This is a genomic window from Bacillus cereus group sp. MYBK5-2, assembly GCF_051915685.1.
GTDB lineage: Bacteria > Bacillota > Bacilli > Bacillales > Bacillaceae_G > Bacillus_A > Bacillus_A cereus.
The window spans coordinates 424,774-443,328 of record NZ_JBQAFE010000002.1 but is presented as its reverse complement, the minus strand read 5'-3'; the positions used below and the strand labels follow the sequence as shown (position 1 = coordinate 443,328).

Sequence of the window (18,555 nt, the reverse complement as noted above, 5' to 3'; positions counted from 1 at the left end):
CGACAAACATTATACCGATAACAATAAGTAAGACCCAAGAACTTATTTTACCAATATACGAAAAAAGTAGCAATCTTTTGCCCCATATAAAGAAGCCAATTAGGAGAAATGAACGAGAGATTCATTCTATTCAATTCCTTCATTGATTAATAAAAAAACAAGCCACCCAACTATTGGATGGCTCTATACTATAAAGAGAATTTGTTATTGGATTACTTCAATTTCCCTTCAAAAACAATCTTCCTACCGCACGGCTCAACTACTGTTTTGCCGTCTTTCTTTACTTCATGAAAGATTGGCTCTTCCATACGACGAGACGGAGCGTAGCCTTCTTGTTCCATACGTGCTAAGCAGTCTGTAATTGTTTCATTTTCAAGTACTTCAAATTTCTTTTTATTAGGTTGTTTTGTCATGCCCTAACCTACTTTCTATTTTTCTTGATGCGAATTGATTTTTCATGTAGACCATATATAACATTGCGAGAATTCCCATTATAATCATAACCGCAATAAAAAAGCTTGTATACTGTATTTTTTCTATAAATACGCCGCCTAATACAGGTCCCATAATACTTCCTAAACTAAAAGCGATTCCGGATAATATATTACCTGCTGGTAGTAAGTGTCTCGGTAATAAATCAGTCATAAATCCAAGCCCTAAAGAGAAGCACGATCCAATAACCATACCCGCTAAAAGCATGCAGGCAAAGACGATCCAGTAATATTGATCAAATACGGCGGCAAGTAGAAAAATGCCCGTACTTATGCTAAACGTCCACGTTAAAATACGGTCCCTTCCGTATTTATCACTTAATATACCGAGCGGAATTTGTGTAATAATACCCCCAACTGCAAATGCTGGTAACAAGAAGGATACATCTGAAACAGACCACCCTTTACGAAGTGCGTATACTGGTAAGTTACTGTTTAACATTGCTTCAAGTACGCCATATGCAAGTGGTCCTAGCAGTGCAATCCATCCTATTCCAACAACTTGTTTATAACGAGAAAATGATGATTCACTCTTCACTTCTCTTTCATCTTGCGCTGGGAATGCATTTTTTGTTGGAAGTAGTAAAAGCCAACCTATTAAACAAAGTATAGTAGATATAATAAATGGCGTTGCAAGACCGTACTGCACAGTGCTTGCTAAATACGGACCAACGGCAAAACCAATTCCGAAGAATACACCGTATATCGATACTTGTCTCCCTATTTTACTTGGGTCTGATGTCGTCGTAATCCATGTTTGTGTTCCGACATGAAGCATATGATCTCCAACTCCAACTAGAAATCTAAGGATAAACCATACCCAAAATGAAAATGTTTGTGTAAAAAAGAATAATGAAATAATAACGAGAAACCCACCTATAACAATAATCGGCTTCATTCCAAACCTTTGCATCGGTTTTTCAAGAAACGGCGAAATAACTAATATCCCAATGTACAATGCCGTCGCATGAATACCATTAATACTTGAACTAACCCCTTCTTGTTCAAAAATCATTGCAATGGCCGGTAAGAGCATTCCTTGTGACAAACCCGAGATTGCTACAATCCCAACCATAATCCAAAAAGTAAAACGCATTGACATCCTCTGTCCCTCTCCTTCTCACGCTTCCACTTTTCATTATAAACTGTTTCTTCAAATGCGTGTACGAATATTCGCAATAAAAAACAAGCTAAAAGAATGAACCTTTTAGCTTGTTATCTTACCCTTCCCAAACTTGCGCTTTCACATTGTAATGAAAGTGTTTAAAATATGGATTTTCATAAAATGAAGGTCCATATAAGTAATGTTGCATATGAGCTGTTAGTGGCTGCTGCATTTGTAAAGGAACTACAGCTGGTGAAACTTGCATATACATCGGATCTATCATTATTTTTGTATAGATATGATGATTATATGGCGAATAAGCGATTAAGGATGGTTTATGCATTGATAATCTCCCCTTATACATACAAATGTTATAGTATATGCAACACTTCTCATTTCGGGGATTATTTCTGTTCTAACCAATCCTCTACATGTTTTATAAATACATCTAAACAATCAATAAACGGCGAGTGTCCGCAATCTTCTAATACCTTCAACTCTGCATTTGGCAAATGTTTCGCTAATTCCTCACCGACTACTTGCGGTACGACATAATCTCTATCACCTTGTATGACGAGTGTTGGCGCTTTAATACGATGAATTTGTTTACTTCCCTCTACAACCCCATTATGTTCATCTGAAATATTAAATGTAATGAGCGCATAATTCACATCTACGAAATTACGTTGCGTTAACATATCATCTAAATACTTTTCATAACGATCCGGTTCAGGTTGATTATGTGTATATATTAATAGATTCCATACTGTACGGTAATATAGTTTGTTCATATTTTTTATCGCATCTAATACTGGAGCGATTTGTACTGGATCTTGCGCAATTTCTTCTTTCGTCTTTACTAAACTTGATACAATCGGCTGCCCATTCGTATCTTTTTTAAAGATTGGGTATCCTTTCATTCCTACTGATTCTACTAAAATTAACTTTTCTACAAAAGTTGGGTGATTCGCTGTAAATTGCATCGCAACGCCACCACCCATTGACCAGCCCATTAATGAAAATTTCTCTAGCTTTAACTCGTCAATAAATAATTTTACATCGTCTGCAAAGTCTTGTAATGAATCTATCGACTGATTATACGTTGATTGTCCAAACCCTCTTAAATCAAGAGCGTAAATATGGTATTGATCTTGCAACTTTTCAATAACTAAATCCCAATGTTGTGACGATGTCATGTTCCCGTGAATGAGTACAAGAATATCTGTATTTCGCCTTCCAACTTCCTGATATGCAATCGTTTCTCCGTTCGATAGTGAAACAAACTCCATTGTTGCAGGCTTAATCATCACAAGTTCCCCCATTCTATTTAATAGAAAGAAAATTCTTTATTTAATTAAAGAATAGCACGTAGAATATACGTTCGCAACATAAAACCTATAAGAATTTTTTACATAAATCAACATGTCTATTACTAGACAATTATTATAAAAAAGTATATAGTTAGCTAGGTAACTAATTTGAAAGGATCAAAATACATGGACGAAAAACAACATTTTTTTCACATCGTCAGCCAGACTTCTCGAAAGTTTACGAAGAAATTTAATGAACGTGTATCTCCAACAGGGTTATTTAGTGCGCAATGGGCTGTTATTTTCCGCATTAATCAAACTGGTTCTTGTACGCAAACAGAATTGTGCCAGTATTTAAATGTTGAATCACCAACGATGACTCGTACGTTAACACGTATGGAAACGATGGGATGGATTATTCGTACAGAAGGTAAAGATCGCCGCGAGAAGCTCATTTCTTTATCCGAAACGGCGATAAAGATGATTCCAGTATGGCAAGAAGAAGTTGATACTTTCGAAGAAAAAACGCTAGAAGGTATTAATGAAGATGATTTACATCAAGCATTTCAAGTGTTACAACAAATTATTAAAAATTTAGATTAAATTGGAGGGATGACGATGCAAAGTGAGAAACTTTGGACGAAGGATTTCCTCGGAACTTGTTTTAGTAGTCTATTTCTTTTCTTAACATTTTACATGCTTATGACTACTCTGCCTGTCTATGTCATAGACGGCCTAAAAGGAAAACCTGAGGAAATTGGTTTAGTTGCAACTGTGTTTCTTATTTCTTCTGTTTTATGTAGACCATTCACAGGAAAATGGCTCGATGATTTAGGAAGAAAGAAAATATTATTTATTTCACTTTCATTATTTTTAGCCGCTACTGTTATGTATTTCGGTGCGCAAAGTTTATTCTTATTACTTGCCCTTCGCTTCTTGCACGGTATTGGGTTCGGGATGGCAACGACAGCTACTGGTACGATTGTAACTGATGTTGCGCCAGCTCATCGACGAGGCGAAGCGCTTGCATATTTCGGCGTATTTATGAGTCTGCCGATGGTAATTGGTCCTTTTTTAGGTTTAACAATTATTTCTCATTTTTCGTTTACTGTATTATTTATCGTTTGTTCCGTATTTTCATTACTTGCATTTTTATTAGGACTACTTGTAGATATTCCGCACGAAGCACCTGTTAGCAAACAAAAACGTGAAAAAATGAAATGGAAAGACTTAATCGAACCATCTTCTATTCCGATTGCACTTACAGGATTTGTTTTAGCCTTTTCTTATAGTGGTATTTTATCCTTTATTCCTATTTATGCGAAAGAACTCGGTTTAAGTGAAATTGCAAGTTACTTCTTTATTTTATACGCACTTGTTGTTGTCATTTCTCGTCCATTTACAGGAAAGATTTTTGATCGCTTCGGTGAAAATGTACTCGTTTACCCTGCTATCATTATTTTCACAATCGGAATGTTCATATTAAGCCAAGCACAAACTTCATTTTGGTTCCTTGGCGCAGGTATGCTAATCGGTTTAGGTTACGGGACATTAATTCCGAGTTTCCAAACGATTGCGATTTCTGCCGCTCCAAACCATAGACGTGGTTCTGCGACAGCTACGTATTTCTCATTCTTTGATAGTGGTATTGGTTTTGGTTCTTTCATTTTAGGTATTGTCGCAGCGAAATCCAGTTATCATAATATGTATTTTATCGCAGCTATTATCGTTGCGTTCACTTTACTTTTATATTATGGATTACACGGACGAAAACAAAAATTCAAGAAACAACCTACAGACGGAAAAATTTCCGCTTAACGTTAATAAGGAAAGTAAACTTCCCCGTTTACTTTCCTTATTTTGTATTTCTTTCAAGACGAGCGTATACTTATAGTAGAAATAAAAAGGAGGGCCATATATGAAACTAAAAAAATCTCCCCTACTCTTACTTATACTAACATTCATATTTGTAATTACAGGGCTTGGGTTTACTTACTTCAAACAAAATAAAACGACCCCATCAAAACATAATGTGACAAAAGAAAACTGGTTAAATGACCCTTACTTACGTTGGTCGTACACACACATGAAAGAATTCACTTTAGTTAATGACGTAAAAAACAATCCTGACCAAATTGCTCACTTCCCTTCCGCATTGCAAAACTTAGACGATTTTGCTGTGGAGCGTAGATTTGGAAATACAACTCCTCTAAAAAAACTTTTAGATGATAACAAAACAGATGCTTTTGTCGTTGTACATAATGGACAACTTGTTTACGAACGATATTTCAATGGGTATAAACAGAATGAACCTCATGGTATGGCATCATTAGCAAAAGTCTTTACCGGGGCAATTATACAATCTCTCGCTGAAGAGAATCGTATCGATTTAGAGAAAACAGCTGACACTTACATAAAAGAATTAAAAAACACACCGTTCGGTAATGCCACACTTCAGCAATTAATGGACATGCAAGTGTCAGCAGAATACCCGACCCACGGATATGAGCAGCCTGGGCTAGAAAATCAAGATGCACAATTATATTTAGCTAGCAATATTTTACCCCGCGGCAAAAATTACGACGGTCCGATGAAAATTTATGATATGTTACGAGAAGCCGAAGAAACTGCACCGCCTGGTTCTTCCTTTTCTTACAATAACGGATCAACAGAAACGCTCGCTTGGATTATTAGAACTATTACTGGTAAATCACTAGCTGAAAATGTAAGCGAACGAATTTGGTCTCAAATTGGTATGGAAGAAAACGCGTATTACGTTACAGATGAAACAAAAGTAGAACAAGCTAGTGCTGGATTAAATGCAACTGCTAGAGATATGGCGAGATTCGGGCAATTACTATTAAACAATGGGGAATATAACGGAAAACAAATTCTCCCTTCTTCTATTACAGAAAGTGTAAAAAATGTCCAAGAAGGTGAACTTGCAATTGGCCCTGGAGCTTCCATTTCTTATCATAATCAATGGTGGATTCCCCACAATGAACAAGGTACTTTCGAAGTGTTAGGTAGTTACGGACAAACACTTTACATCGATCCGAAAGCAAATATGGTAATCGCTCACTTCTCTTCTAACGCAACGCCAAGTAATGAAATACATTCGGTTTACTCAAATATGTATATTGATATTGCACATCATTTGGAGAAGCTTCCACGGTAGTGAAAGCTTCTTCTTATTGCGTTGTTTTATTTGAAACTACTACCCTCATCACGGTTATTCATAATGAAACTTTTTATTAGCAATCCAATAATACGTTACGAAGAGTGTCAATAAAATCCACACTATAGTTAGTAATCCAGTAATTATTGCGTTTGAATTTACTACCCCCGTGACTAACGTTTCCATTGCATACTTACTCATACCGGCTGGATTAAGCTGATCCATTATTGGATTCAAACCGACGATTACTCTGCAGGCTAAAAGGAAAACAATTGAAATTAATGCAATCATACCTTGACTGTGAAAAATAGCACTTATCATTGTTGTGAAAGATACGATAAAAAGAACCCAAATTAGATAAAATAGTAATCCAGTAATTAGGTGTGCAAATGGAACGGCAGTAAAAAGAAAATTTACATATAGATAAGAAGCTACGTATCCAATTGTTACACTAAACGCTACCATTAAATAGTTTGACACTATTTTCCCACCTACATATGAAGTAACAGTAACGGGCCTTGTTAAAATAAAGGCCAACATACCATTAGCTTTATCTGTTTGAATTGCACCCATCATAGAAATCACTAGAATCATAAGTCCAAGCTGATCAAACTGGGATCCTAAAGTACTCGCTAATACTTCGCCCCCTTTTTGCGCTGCCATACTCAGATCAATTGTAATTCCCTGGCCTTCACCTAATGCTTCTAGAATTGATGGCAAATAATGAGTTACTATCGGCTGTGTTGCACCTAAAAATATAAAAACAATTGGTAGCCAAATAATCTTAAAATCACGTAACATTTGAACATATTCTTTTTTTATCAATACCATTGAGTTATTCATTTTTACACCACCAATTTCAAGAAAATTTCTTCTAAAGTATCGTTGCTCATTTTAAATTTAACAATGTCCACTTTATGTTCGAGTGCATTTTGCAGTAACATATTTTTGTTTATTTCGATACTTTCAACCTTCACTTTGATTTTAAGCCCAACCACTTCTACATTCTTCACATACGGTAATTTCTTTACAACTTCAATCCAATTTTGATCTTTAGTTGTTATTTCAATCATTAATTTATTTTCACGATTACGTTGTAAAAGCTCCGTAATCGTTGTGTCTTCTATTTTTGTTCCATCTTTTATAATGACAAATCGTTCACAGATTTCTTCTGCATCGCTTAAGATGTGGGTTGATAATAAAATGGTTGTATCTTTTTTTATTTCTTTAATCAGATTCAATACTTCCCGCCGGCCGATCGGATCTAATGCGGATACTGGTTCATCCATGACAATAAGCGAAGGTTTATGCAATAATGCTTGTGCAATACCAAGTCGTTGTTTCATTCCACCAGAAAATGTACTAACCTTTGCATTTTCTTCTTCCTTTAGTCCAACTTTCTCCAACATTTTTGGAATCGACTTTGACAATTCTTCTTTTTTCAACCCCGAAAGTTGGCCCATAAACGTAAGCGTTTCTCTCGCTGTCATCCAATGAAAAAAATTAGGATATTGAGGTAAATAACCAATTTCACTTTTCATTTTTGATATTTTTATCCCATTCAATAAAACTTCACCAGCAGTTGGATTAGTAATATCCGAAATTACTTTTATTAATGTGGATTTCCCTGCTCCGTTTGGTCCAATTAATCCGACGCATTCCCCTGCTTGCAGTTCCATCGAGAAATTATTCACAGCAATTTTTCCTTTAAATGATTTTGTTACATTTTTAATCTCTAATTTCATAATTTCTCACTGTCCTTTCTCCCTATAACAAAGTACAAGATAGGTCCCAATATATTAACGAAAAGAATAATTAACGTCCATACAAGTACATTTTTTCTTGTTTTCCTATGTCGATATAAATCAATGAATGCAATTAAAACTAAAAGTGCTCCCACTGCAATAACTGGTAATATAATGGGTAGAAAAGCCATAATATCAATGTCTTTAAGATCATTCAATCCATAATGTATTTTCATTGTCATCACTCCTTTTAAATCTCATTATCATTATTGATAATGATAAAACAAAAGCGGATGGATTGCAATCATTATTCTCATTATTTATAATGAGAATAAAAAACAATACATAAGGTGATATAATGAGTAATAAAGTTGAAATTTTAATGCATCCGGTAAGAATGAAAATTTGCCAAGTGTTAATGAGAAATAAAGAAGATGGGTTAACACCATTAGAAATGGTAAAAATCATTAAAAATGTACCACAAGCAACACTATATAGACAGCTACAAACTATGGTTGATTCAGGTATCGTTCATGTAATTAAAGAAAAAAAGGTAAAATCTGTTTCTGAAAAATATTACGCAATCAATGAAGAAGATGCAAAAATTGAAGGAAGTGAATGGAAAGGATTATCTGATGATGAAAAGTTAAACTACATTTCCTATTATCAGTTATCACTTATGACACAATATCAAAGTTACCTTAAGAAATTAGAGGAACAAAACAGTCAAGAAGATACTGCTACTTTTTCTGTAGTAGAATTAAAGCTAGATGAAGAACACTTTGGAAAATTTCAAAACGAACTTAACGAATTAATGATTAAATACTACAATAGCCAAAGTAAAGGCGACGAAATAGAGACTCCGGTTCGGACTGTCGCTATTACAATTATTCCAGAAACTTAAATTTACTCGATATAAAAATGCAAATCAATAATTTGAACTAAATCCTGAAAACAGGATACCTCTCAAAACACCTAAACCATCTGCTTCCTATATTCTCTTTAGGGGCTAGGTGGTTTAATTTTTCTTGAATTCACACACAAATGTAGTAATGAATGTATTACTTTTGTTATCTTTTATAAGTAAAAAGCTTCATCTTTTTAATGAAGCTTTCTATCACTTTATTAAAAAGATAATAAATTAATCGTTTCCTTTAAAACACTTCCCTTACAAAGATTGTCTGTTCATATTGGTCGAAAATTTCTTCTATAGATGAAAATAAAGTTTCTTCCGGGATGATGAACTTTATTTTTTGACCATTTTTTAACATGAAGGAAATCGTTCCATTATCATTAAAACCTGTATGAAACGTTCCTCGTTTATTTAATAGTACCTCTTCAATTATATTTATTTCAATTGAAAAGTTATTCTTTAATTGCAAGAGTTCATGTACATCGCCAGTATGTATTTTTACATCTATTTCAGTTTCTAAGTTTAATTGTTTTTTCTCAATTTTTTTGAACCAAAACAAAAACAATAGCTCTGAAATACCAGGTAATTGTTTTTTATAAGCATGTCGGCTATGAAACTGTCCGCCAATCTTTATAAAATATATACAGTCACCTGTAATAAAAACTTTATAATATATATCTGCCGTAAACATTTTAGGCTTTAAAAGATAAAAACTTTTGATCATAATTCCCCCATCAATTTTAAATGTATTTGTATAAACATTTTTAGCTAGATTTGTGCTAAAACATATTTCTCATGTAATGCAACACTATTGTATTGAATCTCCTCTCCCTTTGCAACAGTTGCTTTGAAGCCAGCTAGTAACCTTTCTCTATACTATCCCTATAAGTGCTACCCCATTTCCAACCGTTTTTCTTCTAGTATATTAAAAGCAGAATTTGATACGAGGCTCTATATCAATCTATCAATAAATTAACACTCTGTAAATATCTGAATTTTCTTTACTTTGAAGGTTATCTCCTAAACAACCTCGAATAATTGTAATACATATACATAAGGAGGTTGATCTATTTTGTTTCGTTCCTTTACAAATGGTTGCGTCGCCTTAGTGCAACGCTTCTTGCCAGAACCGTTTATTTTATCATGTTTACTAACTGTTTTCGTTATCTTCTTTGGTATGTTTGCGACTCACCAAACACCTGTAGAAATGATTAATCACTGGGGTAATGGAATTTGGGGACTCCTCGCCTTTTCTATGCAAATGGCACTTGTACTCGTGACTGGATCTGCTTTAGCAAATGCTCCTCTTATTAAAAAAGGATTAACGAAAGCTGCCAGACTACCAAAAACAACTGGACAAGGCATTATTGCCATTTCAATTGTAAGTTTACTCGGTGCATACATAAACTGGGGCTTTGGAATTGTTGTATCTGTTTTATACGCAAAAGAAGTGGCAAGGCAGCTGGACGGATTAGATTATAGACTAGCAATCGCCTCTTCTTACTCTGGATTTCTCATTTGGCATGCCGGTCTTTCTGCCTCTATCCCTCTTACGTTAGCAACAGGCGGTGAAACGTTAATTAAAACGACTGCTGGAAGTATTAAAGAGGCGATTCCAATAACAGAAACGTTATTCTCACCATACGCTCTCGTTCCAGTTATTATTTTTCTCATTACGATGCCTCTCATTAATAAAGCGATGCATCCAGATGAAAAACATACGATTACAGTAGATCCTAGCGTGTTCCATGAAGAAGCTGCTGCTCAAGAAGTAGAAAAAAATACGTTCGCTGAAAAGATGGAAAATAGCATTATTATTACACTTTGCGTTGGATTGTTAGGTCTCATTTATATTTTCAATTACTTTTATACGAAAGGTTTTAACCTTACTCTCGATATCGTGATTTTTATGTTATTAATTGCAGGTCTTATTTTCCACCGTACTCCGATTCAGTATATTCGTGCTTTTTCAGACTCTACGAAAAGTGCTTCTGGCATTTTACTTCAATTTCCGTTTTACGCAGGAATTATGGGCATGATGATTGGAGTAAATAGTGAAGGACTTTCACTTGGAGGAGCTATTTCTAATTTCTTTATTAGCATTTCAAATGAAACGACTTTTCCGCTCTTTACATTTTTAAGTGCTGGCATTGTTAACATTTTCGTTCCATCTGGCGGCGGTCAATGGGCTGTGCAAGCACCAATTATGATTCCAGCTGGCGCTGAACTTGGTGTACCTGCTGCAAAAACAGCAATGGCAATTGCATGGGGCGATGCTTGGACGAATTTAATTCAACCTTTCTGGGCATTACCAGCATTAGCGATAGCTGGTTTAGGTGCTCGTGACATTATGGGATTTTGTGTTGTGAACTTACTATATGCGGGTTTTATCATTAGTCTATGTTTCTTATTTATTTAAACGAAAAGCTAGTTTTATACTAGCTTTTTTACATAATAAATCACTTATTTCCCACGCAATTTATAATCTTCTCCCACTCTGACTCCGTAAGATGTAATGACTCAAATGCAAAAAAATCTTCGCACACTTTTTCAATTAGATGTGGATTTCCCCTCAAAAAATTCCACTGTAATACTTTAGGAAGAAAATGCATTTCATATTCTTTACTTCCCCGTACTACCTCATCAACTTCTCTTTCACAAATTCCTCTTATTAAATAATCATTTCTTAACTCTATTTGAATTTGCTGAAATGTTTCGCTACATTTTTTCAATTGAAGTAAACATGTAACATACTTCCGAAAAAGTTCGCCATCATACTGAACACAGTTTATAATACGATCGACTTCATTCATAATGCACGAGCCTTTTCTTCTATTTGTAATAACCATTTCTCACGCTTTGATACTTTACTCGTTTTCACAGATTGAAACACTGACCGTTTTATATCGCGAATGCCACAAAAACGTAAAATACCTCTCTTCATCATAATCCAATCTGCTGATCGATATAACAATGCGACGTACCATAGAGGCGAGTCTAACGTATTAATAACCCATGCTTTTTTCCCTTGCAATAATCCTTTCGGCAGAGCCCCTTCATATTTATAAGCAAATCCAGCTACGAAAATACGATCGATAAATCCTTTTAAAATTGCTGGCATCCCCCACCACCATATTGGATAGATGAATAGAAGTGTATCTGTTTCTTCTACTAACGTTCTATACCGAGCTGTTTCCTCTTCATTTACTAAATCGCGTCTTTTCTTCTCTTCATTAAATACGAGGACTGGATCAAATTGTTCTTTGTATAAATCAAGTACGGTAACTGAATGATTTGTTTCCTGTAGTCCTTTTTGCACATGATTGAAAATCGCCGCGTTAAAACTTGAAGGGTTAGGATGAGCATATATAATTAGTACGTTCACTACAAAACAACTCCCTCTATACGTTAAAGTTTCTCCTTCTTTAATAACTTCTCTACAATTTGTACGTTTTTCGAACTTTGCAACAATCGATTTAATAATATAAGTAACTCTTCTTTTTCTAAATCTTTCAGTTTCTCTTTAACTGCACTCTCACCAGCACCTTGAATATCATAAACAACTGCCACCATATGTTTACAATAATTTTCATAGGGACACTCACAGTTACTTTCTGAAAAATCTTCGAGATCGATAACTACTTCATAATTCCCTGCATTTCCAGTAACGAAAGCAAACACTTTTTTATCTTGTATTTCAACATCTTCTACATGCCCATCTTCATAATATTCATATCCCTTATCTACAATGTACTTTGGGATCCATTTCGTTATATCTTTTAATAAGTAAGCGTACATAATTGTACCCCTTCCTTTAATTCCCTTTTGACTTCAAAAATCCTGCATGTTATTCTAATTACTGTTAAGTAGCAAGTCTACGTGACAAAACGACTGACACCTATTCGGCGAAGGTGTCTCTTTTCATTTGCAGCCGATATGAATTGCCTCTTTCAGGCACATTCAATTTTTGACACTACACACTCAACACCATTCCCTGTATCAGGCTGCTTTAGCAGTCTTTTACTCTACATACTCCGTTATTTTAAGAAAAAAGAGAGCTTAGCTCCCTTTTCTCGCCTTATACAATACCCCTTTTTCAGCATAGAGATATTCATCAGCTAATGTAATTTTCCCATCCAGTTTTAGTTCGTCTAATAATCTTGATAAATAAAATTGATGCAACATCTTTTTCGTGAATTTTCCTTCATGATGCGAAACGATATGTTCTTGAATATCTAACAATGATATCGGCTTATCTTGCTCTATCATATATTCATAAACTGTACTACGCAGTTTTACGTATTTTTCGAGTGTCACAGTAATGCGCAACCCCTTTCTTCTTAATATAAATTTTCGTAATCGGTTTTTTTGCAATAAAAAAACCCCTCCGATAAGAAGAAGTTACGTATATATCTTCGTCTTATCTCCCAGAACAAATATGTTCTGCTGGAATTAGCACCTGCATCGCGGTTGCTGGGTTTCATCGGGCCAGTCCCTCCACCTCTCTGGATAAGAAAATATTCACTTAATTCTTACTATACGTAATTCCACTTTAATTGTCAAACAAATATAATAAATTATATTTTCTTCCTTACTGTTCATACTACCCATATACGAACACGCAAGGAGGATTATGAAATGCATCAAAATGCTCGCGGATATGTACAAGATTCTTTTCAATCATTACAAGAAGCTAAAAATTGTTTAGAAGAAGCGCTCGAAACAGTTGAAAAAGATTTTAATCGCGCTCGTATTGAACAATCACTTTATGCTGTTGAACAAGCTATTCAACGTTGCGAGTACACCGTTCACATTTTAGAAAAAGATTAAAAACTTCCCATCAATTGATGGGAAGTTTTTTCAAATGGCATACTTCATAATTATTGCCGTTATGATTAAAAAATATACAGAATTAGCAATTTCTAAAATTCCTACTTTTATAATAGAAATTTTTTTGCCATACAACACAATTGCTCGAATGACACTTGGTATAAAAATGAGAGAACACCACGGATTAATCGCAAATACAATTATCGTTAATACGATATGATATCCCCAAGATATAAGACGATACTTCGGATTATTTTTTTCACGAATCATCGTTTTCACATAGAACGTACTGCCTAAAAAGTATAAAAATGAAATAAGTGCAATGAATATAGCTGTATGATCGATTTGCTTCATTGAAAAGTAATAACTAATTAACCCACCGATACAAAACACAATAATCGCACAAATATCATTTAATAGTGCTCTTTCATTTTTTTGACGAGCGTAATACATATTCACTATAAATAATGGAATCATTACTATTACGAATAAAAGAATTCGCCACTCATATAATAAAGAAATCATCCCAAATAGGAACGCAATAATAAAATAAATAATGGCAACTTGTAAAAACTCTTTTTTTCGTCTTTGCTTTATGTACGTAAGAAATGGATACGTGGCTAAATAGATAAAGAACCACGCTAAAAACAATGGAATATGATAAATAGTAGGTTTCCCAAGTATGACACTTAATAAAAAAGGAATAACAAGCATAGCCCATGCACCATGTTGCTTCGGAATAACTAACTTCATTAACTATACACCTCCCTTTTGAAAAAAGTTCTCACCTACAATTATACAAATAATTTTATATAATAGCGGATGCATATTAAATCGATTTTTTGACAAAAAAATGCTCCTTACAATATGTAAGAAGCATGAAAGAGGCAAACGAATATGTAAGTCGCGACCCTACCTTATATGAGTATGCTTTTCTATGTCACGTTATGCTCATCTAATATACCATATTTCTTTTTAAATCTTGTAAGAATCGTAATCCATGAAGTACTAAATAGTAATAAGAAAATAACATTCGAAATCGCATGGCTCAAATCAAAGTAAAAACTTGCGATATAATACGAAATGACAGTTTCCCATGTTGCTTCTCGTATAAAACCGAGAAGGCCCCAGAAATTCATAATCCAGCCAAATAAAAAGCCAACAATTACTCCGTAAAGAAGTCTCCCCCATAGCTTTTTCATAAAAAATGTATTACGAAGTAAACCTGCTATAAAACCAATCATGCCCCACGAAAACATTTGCCACGGTGTCCATGGACCTTGTCCCAAAAAAATATTAGATACGATTGCTGCTGTAGCACCAATCATAAAACCAGTTTCACTTCCAAATACAATTGCAGAAACGATAATGACAAAAGAAGTTGGTTGTACACTTGGTAAAATAGAAAATGGCACCCGGCTTACTGCTGCAATTGCCGCTAATACAGCAACGAGAACAATTTCACGTGAAACAAACGCCTTTCTTTCAAAACGGATATAGAAAGGTAACATAATAACCGCTAATATAAACAAACTACTTAACATGTAATAACCGTCCATAACAAGTGTCGTAAAAAGCAATGTGCCGATTATTACTGCAAAGATACATATTATGAATGCAACATATCGTTTGGACAAGCTTCGTACACATCCTCCCACGTTAATGCATATGGCAAGTCTTTTCGAATGAATCGATTAATAGATGTTGTATAAAAGAAGTTGCCGCTAAAAAATTCTTTCGGTGCATCATTCATAATGACTGTTCCATCAAATAACATCATACATTGATCCACGTATTTCGCTGCAAACTCAATATCATGCGTTGCCATTACAATTGTTGTACCTTCTTTTTGTAGCTTCCTAAATAGCTCTCCTACTCTTTCTTTCTTCCATGGATCTAATCCCTTTGTCGGTTCATCCAGTAATAATAAAGTCGGCTTTGATAACAACGTCGTACATAACGCAAGTAATTGTTGCTCTCCTCCGCTACAATCGTGCGGATGGCGTTCTTTAAGCGAATACAACCAAAACTGTTTTAGCGTATCTTCTGCTATTTCTTTTCCTTGTTCTCCGTATAATTCACGTGCACGTTCATAAACCTCATCCCATACTGTATCAAATGTAAAATGATAATACGGATGCTGCGATACATACCCAATACTTTTAAATCGTTCTTTCGAATCGATTTTATGTATCACTTTTCCGTTCCACTTTACTTTCCCTCTTCTCGCTTTTTGTAATCCTGCTAAAATCGTTAACAGTGTAGACTTACCTGTACCGTTCTTCCCAACGAGCGCTACCCATTTTCCTTTTTCAATCGAAACTGATAAATCACGTAAAATAAGCGGACTATTTTTTTCATATTGGAACGAAATATGCTCTGCGCTTAAAATTACCTCTTGCTTTTCACTTTGTGCTATTGGCTCATTTACATATGATATCGCTGCAAAATCATTCATTTTCATTTGCGCCTCTCGCACTGTAAACGGAATATCTCTCACATTCCACTCTAAAAATAGCCTTGGAATTTGCGGAATAAATGGACGGAATGTTTCTACTCCCCACATATCCGTAATAACAATTTTAGGACTACCATCATACATAATACGGCCATTATCCATACAAACAACGCGTGTTGCAAGCGGGATAACTTCATCTAAGCGATGTTCACTTAAAATAATCGTAATTCCAAGTTCTTCGTTAATCCGTTTTAATAATCCTAAAAATTCTTTTGCAGCGATTGGATCTAACTGCGCTGTCGGTTCATCTAATAATAGCAATTTCGGCTGCATAACTAATACCGCAGCTAAATTGACAAGCTGCTTCTGCCCACCAGATAACGTATGAACAGATTGATGCAATAAATCTTGAAATCCTAAAAAGCTAATAAGCTCTGCTATTCTTTTTTGAATAATATGTGATGGTAATCCTATATTTTCTAAAGAAAATGCTAATTCTTGAATCACTGTATCCATAACGATCTGGTTTTCTGGGTTTTGAAATACCATCCCAATTTCTTGGGCAGATAACAAATCAGCTACTTCCTCTATTAAAACACCCTCATAAAATATCTCTCCAGAACGCGTACCAATTGGAAGTAACTCCTTTTTAAAATGTTTTAATAACGTCGTCTTCCCAGATCCCGATCCTCCAGCAAGTGCAATAAACTCACCTTTTTGAACAGAAAGAGAAATATGCTGTAACGCGTCTTCGTTTTCATCAGCATATACAAATGATAAATTGTTTATTTCTGCATGCGCCACCATATCCATTCTCTCCCTTCCATCATAATTGGTAAACTAATAAACAGTGTAAATAATACAAACATCATTCTATCGTATTGCTGGAATAAAATAGATTCGACTTTCGGATAAATAATCAATTTCCCTCCGCCATAATTACTACATACAATAGCAGCTATAAATAAAATGATTAAATAACTGAGCGTATACCAATCACGCCTTTCCATTCTATAGCGAATATACGTCGTACGCTTCGTTACACCAAATCCACGAGCTTGCATAGAATCTGCCGTTTGCAGTGCATCTTCTAATGAACAAATTAATAATACTTGCAGCAATTGCATACCATTTTTGACGCGTTCAATTATCGAACCTGAATCTACCTGCACACCTTTCGTTTTTTGGACGAGTGTGATTTTCTTTAATCGTCTTATAAACAAAGGAACAAATCTCACTGTAATCATCGTTAACAATGCAACTTTCGGTGAAATTCTTGAAAACAAATATAAAAATTTATGACTGGAAATAATATCATTGTATGACGCAAACGTAAACATAACTGCAACTAGTAATAACCCCATTACTATTCCAAACATAATCGCCTCAAGCTTAATACGGCTATCACCTAACCAAAATAACGTAGTTCGACCTCTATGCGTTAATAACGAATTAAATAAAATTACCATAAAAAAGAAAACAATTGTGCTCGGTAGCATCTTTCTTATCTTTTCGCTATTTCCTTGCATCACATTTAACATAATAATTAATACTATTGCTCCAATTAAAAAAAGAGGATGAAGACACATCGTACATAGTATCATCACCCCGATATAATAGAAAAAATTCACAAAAGGATGTAAAGAAGAAAAACTTATTTTCATAGCCCTTTACCGAATGCCTTTCTTATTGTAATACGTATACCCACTCAATTGTATCTCCTGGTTTTACCGTAGCTACACCAGCACTATGGTTTGGAAAAGCACCGTTCACACGATATTTCCAACCACTAGTATCCGAAATATCTTTTTCATATAAATCATTAATACCTTTTACATAAATACTATCTCTAGATCCGCTTGCATCAACATCTAATCCTGTACGTTGCAATACTTTATACACTGTATCGCCTTCTTGTACATCCATCTTTTTCGCACCCATTATATATCCGTTATTTCCTTTTACCGAGATTGTTACTTGTTTTGCTTGTGGTTTAGGCGGTGGAACCGGATCTGGTTTTCGTTGTTCAGAATTTGGAACGGTCGGAGTCGGTATCGTTTTCTCCGCTTTATTCGGATCTTCTTTTTGCTCCTGCTTCGGTGTTTCTTTCGGCTGATTCACAACCTTTGCTTCTTCTTTTACTTCTGGTGCTTTCGGTTGTTGTTTCTCTTCTTGTGCTTGTTGCTGCTCTGGTTGCTTATTTACAGCCGGCTGTTCTTTCGGTTGTTGTTTCTCTTCTTTCTTTACCTCTGGTTGTGCCTGCGGCTTTTCCTCTTTCGGCTTCTCTTCTACTTTTTGTTCTTGTTTCTCTTTCTGCTCTTCTTGCTGCTTTTGCTCTGATTCAGCTTGCTTTTCTTCTGTTTTTTCTTCCGGCTTCGCTTCATCTTTTTGTTCTTCTTGTTTCGCTACCTCTTCTTGCTTCGGTTCTACCTTCTTCTCAGGCTTTACAGCTGTCTCTTCACATCCGGCAAGTAGCCCGAGCGAAAGCAGTAAAGAAATGAACCATTTCACCTTACTCATCCTAT

23 protein-coding genes and 1 riboswitch are annotated in these 18,555 nt (G+C 35.0%); of the genes, 6 read left to right on the top strand and 17 right to left on the bottom strand.

What is annotated here, in order from left to right; translation table 11 throughout:
• Positions 1-212: 212 nt before the first annotated feature.
• The 4 genes from ACTFP3_RS10540 to phaZ form a co-directional block, all read right to left on the bottom strand.
• Positions 213-413 (bottom strand): NETI motif-containing protein, encoded by a 201-nt coding sequence (locus ACTFP3_RS10540; protein WP_000166303.1) that lies wholly within the window; start codon positions 411-413, stop codon positions 213-215.
• A complete protein-coding gene (locus ACTFP3_RS10535) occupies positions 397-1,593 on the bottom strand; it encodes an MFS transporter (protein ID WP_000062797.1) in 1,197 nt (398 codons plus the stop codon). Before ACTFP3_RS10535 ends, ACTFP3_RS10540 begins: the two co-directional genes overlap by 17 nt.
• A gap of 118 nt (positions 1,594-1,711) precedes the next feature.
• Positions 1,712-1,939 carry a hypothetical protein gene (locus ACTFP3_RS10530; protein ID WP_000549500.1) on the bottom strand — a complete coding sequence of 76 codons (228 nt, stop codon included), beginning with the start codon at positions 1,937-1,939 and terminating at the stop codon, positions 1,712-1,714.
• A gap of 61 nt (positions 1,940-2,000) precedes the next feature.
• The gene (gene phaZ, locus ACTFP3_RS10525; RefSeq protein WP_000594877.1) at positions 2,001-2,903 is read right to left on the bottom strand and encodes an intracellular short-chain-length polyhydroxyalkanoate depolymerase; all 903 of its coding nucleotides are present in this window, start codon (positions 2,901-2,903) and stop codon (positions 2,001-2,003) included.
• Between the two features lie 189 nt (positions 2,904-3,092).
• On the opposite strand from phaZ, the gene ACTFP3_RS10520 reads away from it, so the two are divergent.
• From ACTFP3_RS10520 to ACTFP3_RS10510, 3 genes are all read left to right on the top strand, one after another.
• Positions 3,093-3,509, top strand: coding sequence for a MarR family winged helix-turn-helix transcriptional regulator (locus ACTFP3_RS10520; protein ID WP_000343680.1), 417 nt, complete (start codon positions 3,093-3,095; stop codon positions 3,507-3,509).
• 15 nt (positions 3,510-3,524) lie between these two features.
• A complete protein-coding gene (locus ACTFP3_RS10515; protein ID WP_001190318.1) occupies positions 3,525-4,724 on the top strand; it encodes an MFS transporter in 1,200 nt (399 codons plus the stop codon).
• A 100-nt stretch (positions 4,725-4,824) separates the two neighbouring features.
• Complete coding sequence (locus ACTFP3_RS10510) at positions 4,825-6,084, top strand: serine hydrolase domain-containing protein (protein WP_440010355.1); 1,260 nt, start codon at positions 4,825-4,827, stop codon at positions 6,082-6,084.
• A gap of 54 nt (positions 6,085-6,138) precedes the next feature.
• Here the strand turns inward: ACTFP3_RS10510 and ACTFP3_RS10505 are convergent, their stop codons facing one another.
• From ACTFP3_RS10505 to ACTFP3_RS10495, 3 genes are read right to left on the bottom strand one after another with little or no spacing between them, the layout of a single operon-like run.
• A complete protein-coding gene (locus tag ACTFP3_RS10505) occupies positions 6,139-6,927 on the bottom strand; it encodes an ABC transporter permease subunit (protein ID WP_290101298.1) in 789 nt (262 codons plus the stop codon).
• 2 nt (positions 6,928-6,929) lie between these two features.
• Positions 6,930-7,829 (bottom strand): ABC transporter ATP-binding protein, encoded by a 900-nt coding sequence (locus ACTFP3_RS10500; protein WP_016122861.1) that lies wholly within the window; start codon positions 7,827-7,829, stop codon positions 6,930-6,932.
• Positions 7,826-8,065, bottom strand: a complete 240-nt coding sequence (locus tag ACTFP3_RS10495; protein WP_000690914.1) for a PLD nuclease N-terminal domain-containing protein — start codon at positions 8,063-8,065, stop codon at positions 7,826-7,828. Before ACTFP3_RS10495 ends, ACTFP3_RS10500 begins: the two co-directional genes overlap by 4 nt.
• A 122-nt stretch (positions 8,066-8,187) precedes the next feature.
• On the opposite strand from ACTFP3_RS10495, the gene ACTFP3_RS10490 reads away from it, so the two are divergent.
• Positions 8,188-8,733 (top strand): transcriptional regulator, encoded by a 546-nt coding sequence (locus ACTFP3_RS10490; protein ID WP_049108471.1) that lies wholly within the window; start codon positions 8,188-8,190, stop codon positions 8,731-8,733.
• A gap of 250 nt (positions 8,734-8,983) precedes the next feature.
• Here the strand turns inward: ACTFP3_RS10490 and ACTFP3_RS10485 are convergent, their stop codons facing one another.
• Positions 8,984-9,466, bottom strand: a complete 483-nt coding sequence (locus ACTFP3_RS10485; protein ID WP_000597308.1) for a hypothetical protein — start codon at positions 9,464-9,466, stop codon at positions 8,984-8,986.
• Positions 9,467-9,814: 348 nt separating this feature from the next.
• On the opposite strand from ACTFP3_RS10485, the gene ACTFP3_RS10480 reads away from it, so the two are divergent.
• Entirely contained in the window at positions 9,815-11,161 is a 1,347-nt protein-coding gene (locus ACTFP3_RS10480; protein ID WP_000490031.1) for a short-chain fatty acid transporter, read from the top strand.
• Between the two features lie 40 nt (positions 11,162-11,201).
• Here ACTFP3_RS10480 and ACTFP3_RS10475 read toward each other — a convergent pair whose 3' ends face one another.
• The 4 genes from ACTFP3_RS10475 to ACTFP3_RS10460 all read right to left on the bottom strand — a co-directional run bounded on the left by ACTFP3_RS10475 (position 11,202) and on the right by ACTFP3_RS10460 (position 13,059).
• On the bottom strand, positions 11,202-11,555 hold the full coding sequence (locus ACTFP3_RS10475; RefSeq protein ID WP_001006473.1) for a hypothetical protein: 354 nt from the start codon (positions 11,553-11,555) through the stop codon (positions 11,202-11,204).
• Positions 11,552-12,127: an NAD(P)H-dependent oxidoreductase gene (locus ACTFP3_RS10470; protein WP_400856016.1), complete on the bottom strand. Its 576-nt coding sequence runs from the start codon at positions 12,125-12,127 to the stop codon at positions 11,552-11,554. Before ACTFP3_RS10470 ends, ACTFP3_RS10475 begins: the two co-directional genes overlap by 4 nt.
• A 23-nt stretch (positions 12,128-12,150) precedes the next feature.
• Complete coding sequence (locus ACTFP3_RS10465) at positions 12,151-12,540, bottom strand: SWIM zinc finger family protein (RefSeq protein ID WP_025966664.1); 390 nt, start codon at positions 12,538-12,540, stop codon at positions 12,151-12,153.
• A 261-nt stretch (positions 12,541-12,801) separates the two neighbouring features.
• On the bottom strand, positions 12,802-13,059 hold the full coding sequence (locus tag ACTFP3_RS10460) for a hypothetical protein (RefSeq protein WP_000171476.1): 258 nt from the start codon (positions 13,057-13,059) through the stop codon (positions 12,802-12,804).
• A 100-nt stretch (positions 13,060-13,159) separates the two neighbouring features.
• A riboswitch (SAM riboswitch) is annotated at positions 13,160-13,258 on the bottom strand.
• Positions 13,259-13,380: 122 nt separating this feature from the next.
• Between ACTFP3_RS10460 and ACTFP3_RS10455 the strand changes: the two genes are divergently transcribed.
• Complete coding sequence (locus ACTFP3_RS10455) at positions 13,381-13,572, top strand: hypothetical protein (protein ID WP_000554032.1); 192 nt, start codon at positions 13,381-13,383, stop codon at positions 13,570-13,572.
• A 30-nt stretch (positions 13,573-13,602) separates the two neighbouring features.
• Here the strand turns inward: ACTFP3_RS10455 and ACTFP3_RS10450 are convergent, their stop codons facing one another.
• The 5 genes from ACTFP3_RS10450 to ACTFP3_RS10430 all read right to left on the bottom strand — a co-directional run bounded on the left by ACTFP3_RS10450 (position 13,603) and on the right by ACTFP3_RS10430 (position 18,550).
• Complete coding sequence (locus tag ACTFP3_RS10450; RefSeq protein WP_332284537.1) at positions 13,603-14,325, bottom strand: YwiC-like family protein; 723 nt, start codon at positions 14,323-14,325, stop codon at positions 13,603-13,605.
• Positions 14,326-14,507: 182 nt separating this feature from the next.
• Entirely contained in the window at positions 14,508-15,209 is a 702-nt protein-coding gene (locus ACTFP3_RS10445) for an ECF transporter S component (RefSeq protein WP_000044901.1), read from the bottom strand.
• On the bottom strand, positions 15,182-16,843 hold the full coding sequence (locus tag ACTFP3_RS10440; RefSeq protein WP_440010346.1) for an ABC transporter ATP-binding protein: 1,662 nt from the start codon (positions 16,841-16,843) through the stop codon (positions 15,182-15,184). The genes ACTFP3_RS10445 and ACTFP3_RS10440 overlap by 28 nt, the downstream gene beginning before the upstream one ends.
• Complete coding sequence (locus ACTFP3_RS10435) at positions 16,816-17,694, bottom strand: energy-coupling factor transporter transmembrane component T (protein WP_400856023.1); 879 nt, start codon at positions 17,692-17,694, stop codon at positions 16,816-16,818. The genes ACTFP3_RS10440 and ACTFP3_RS10435 overlap by 28 nt, the downstream gene beginning before the upstream one ends.
• 22 nt (positions 17,695-17,716) lie before the next feature.
• Positions 17,717-18,550, bottom strand: a complete 834-nt coding sequence (locus ACTFP3_RS10430) for a DUF4430 domain-containing protein (RefSeq protein WP_400856026.1) — start codon at positions 18,548-18,550, stop codon at positions 17,717-17,719.
• Positions 18,551-18,555 lie beyond the last annotated feature (5 nt).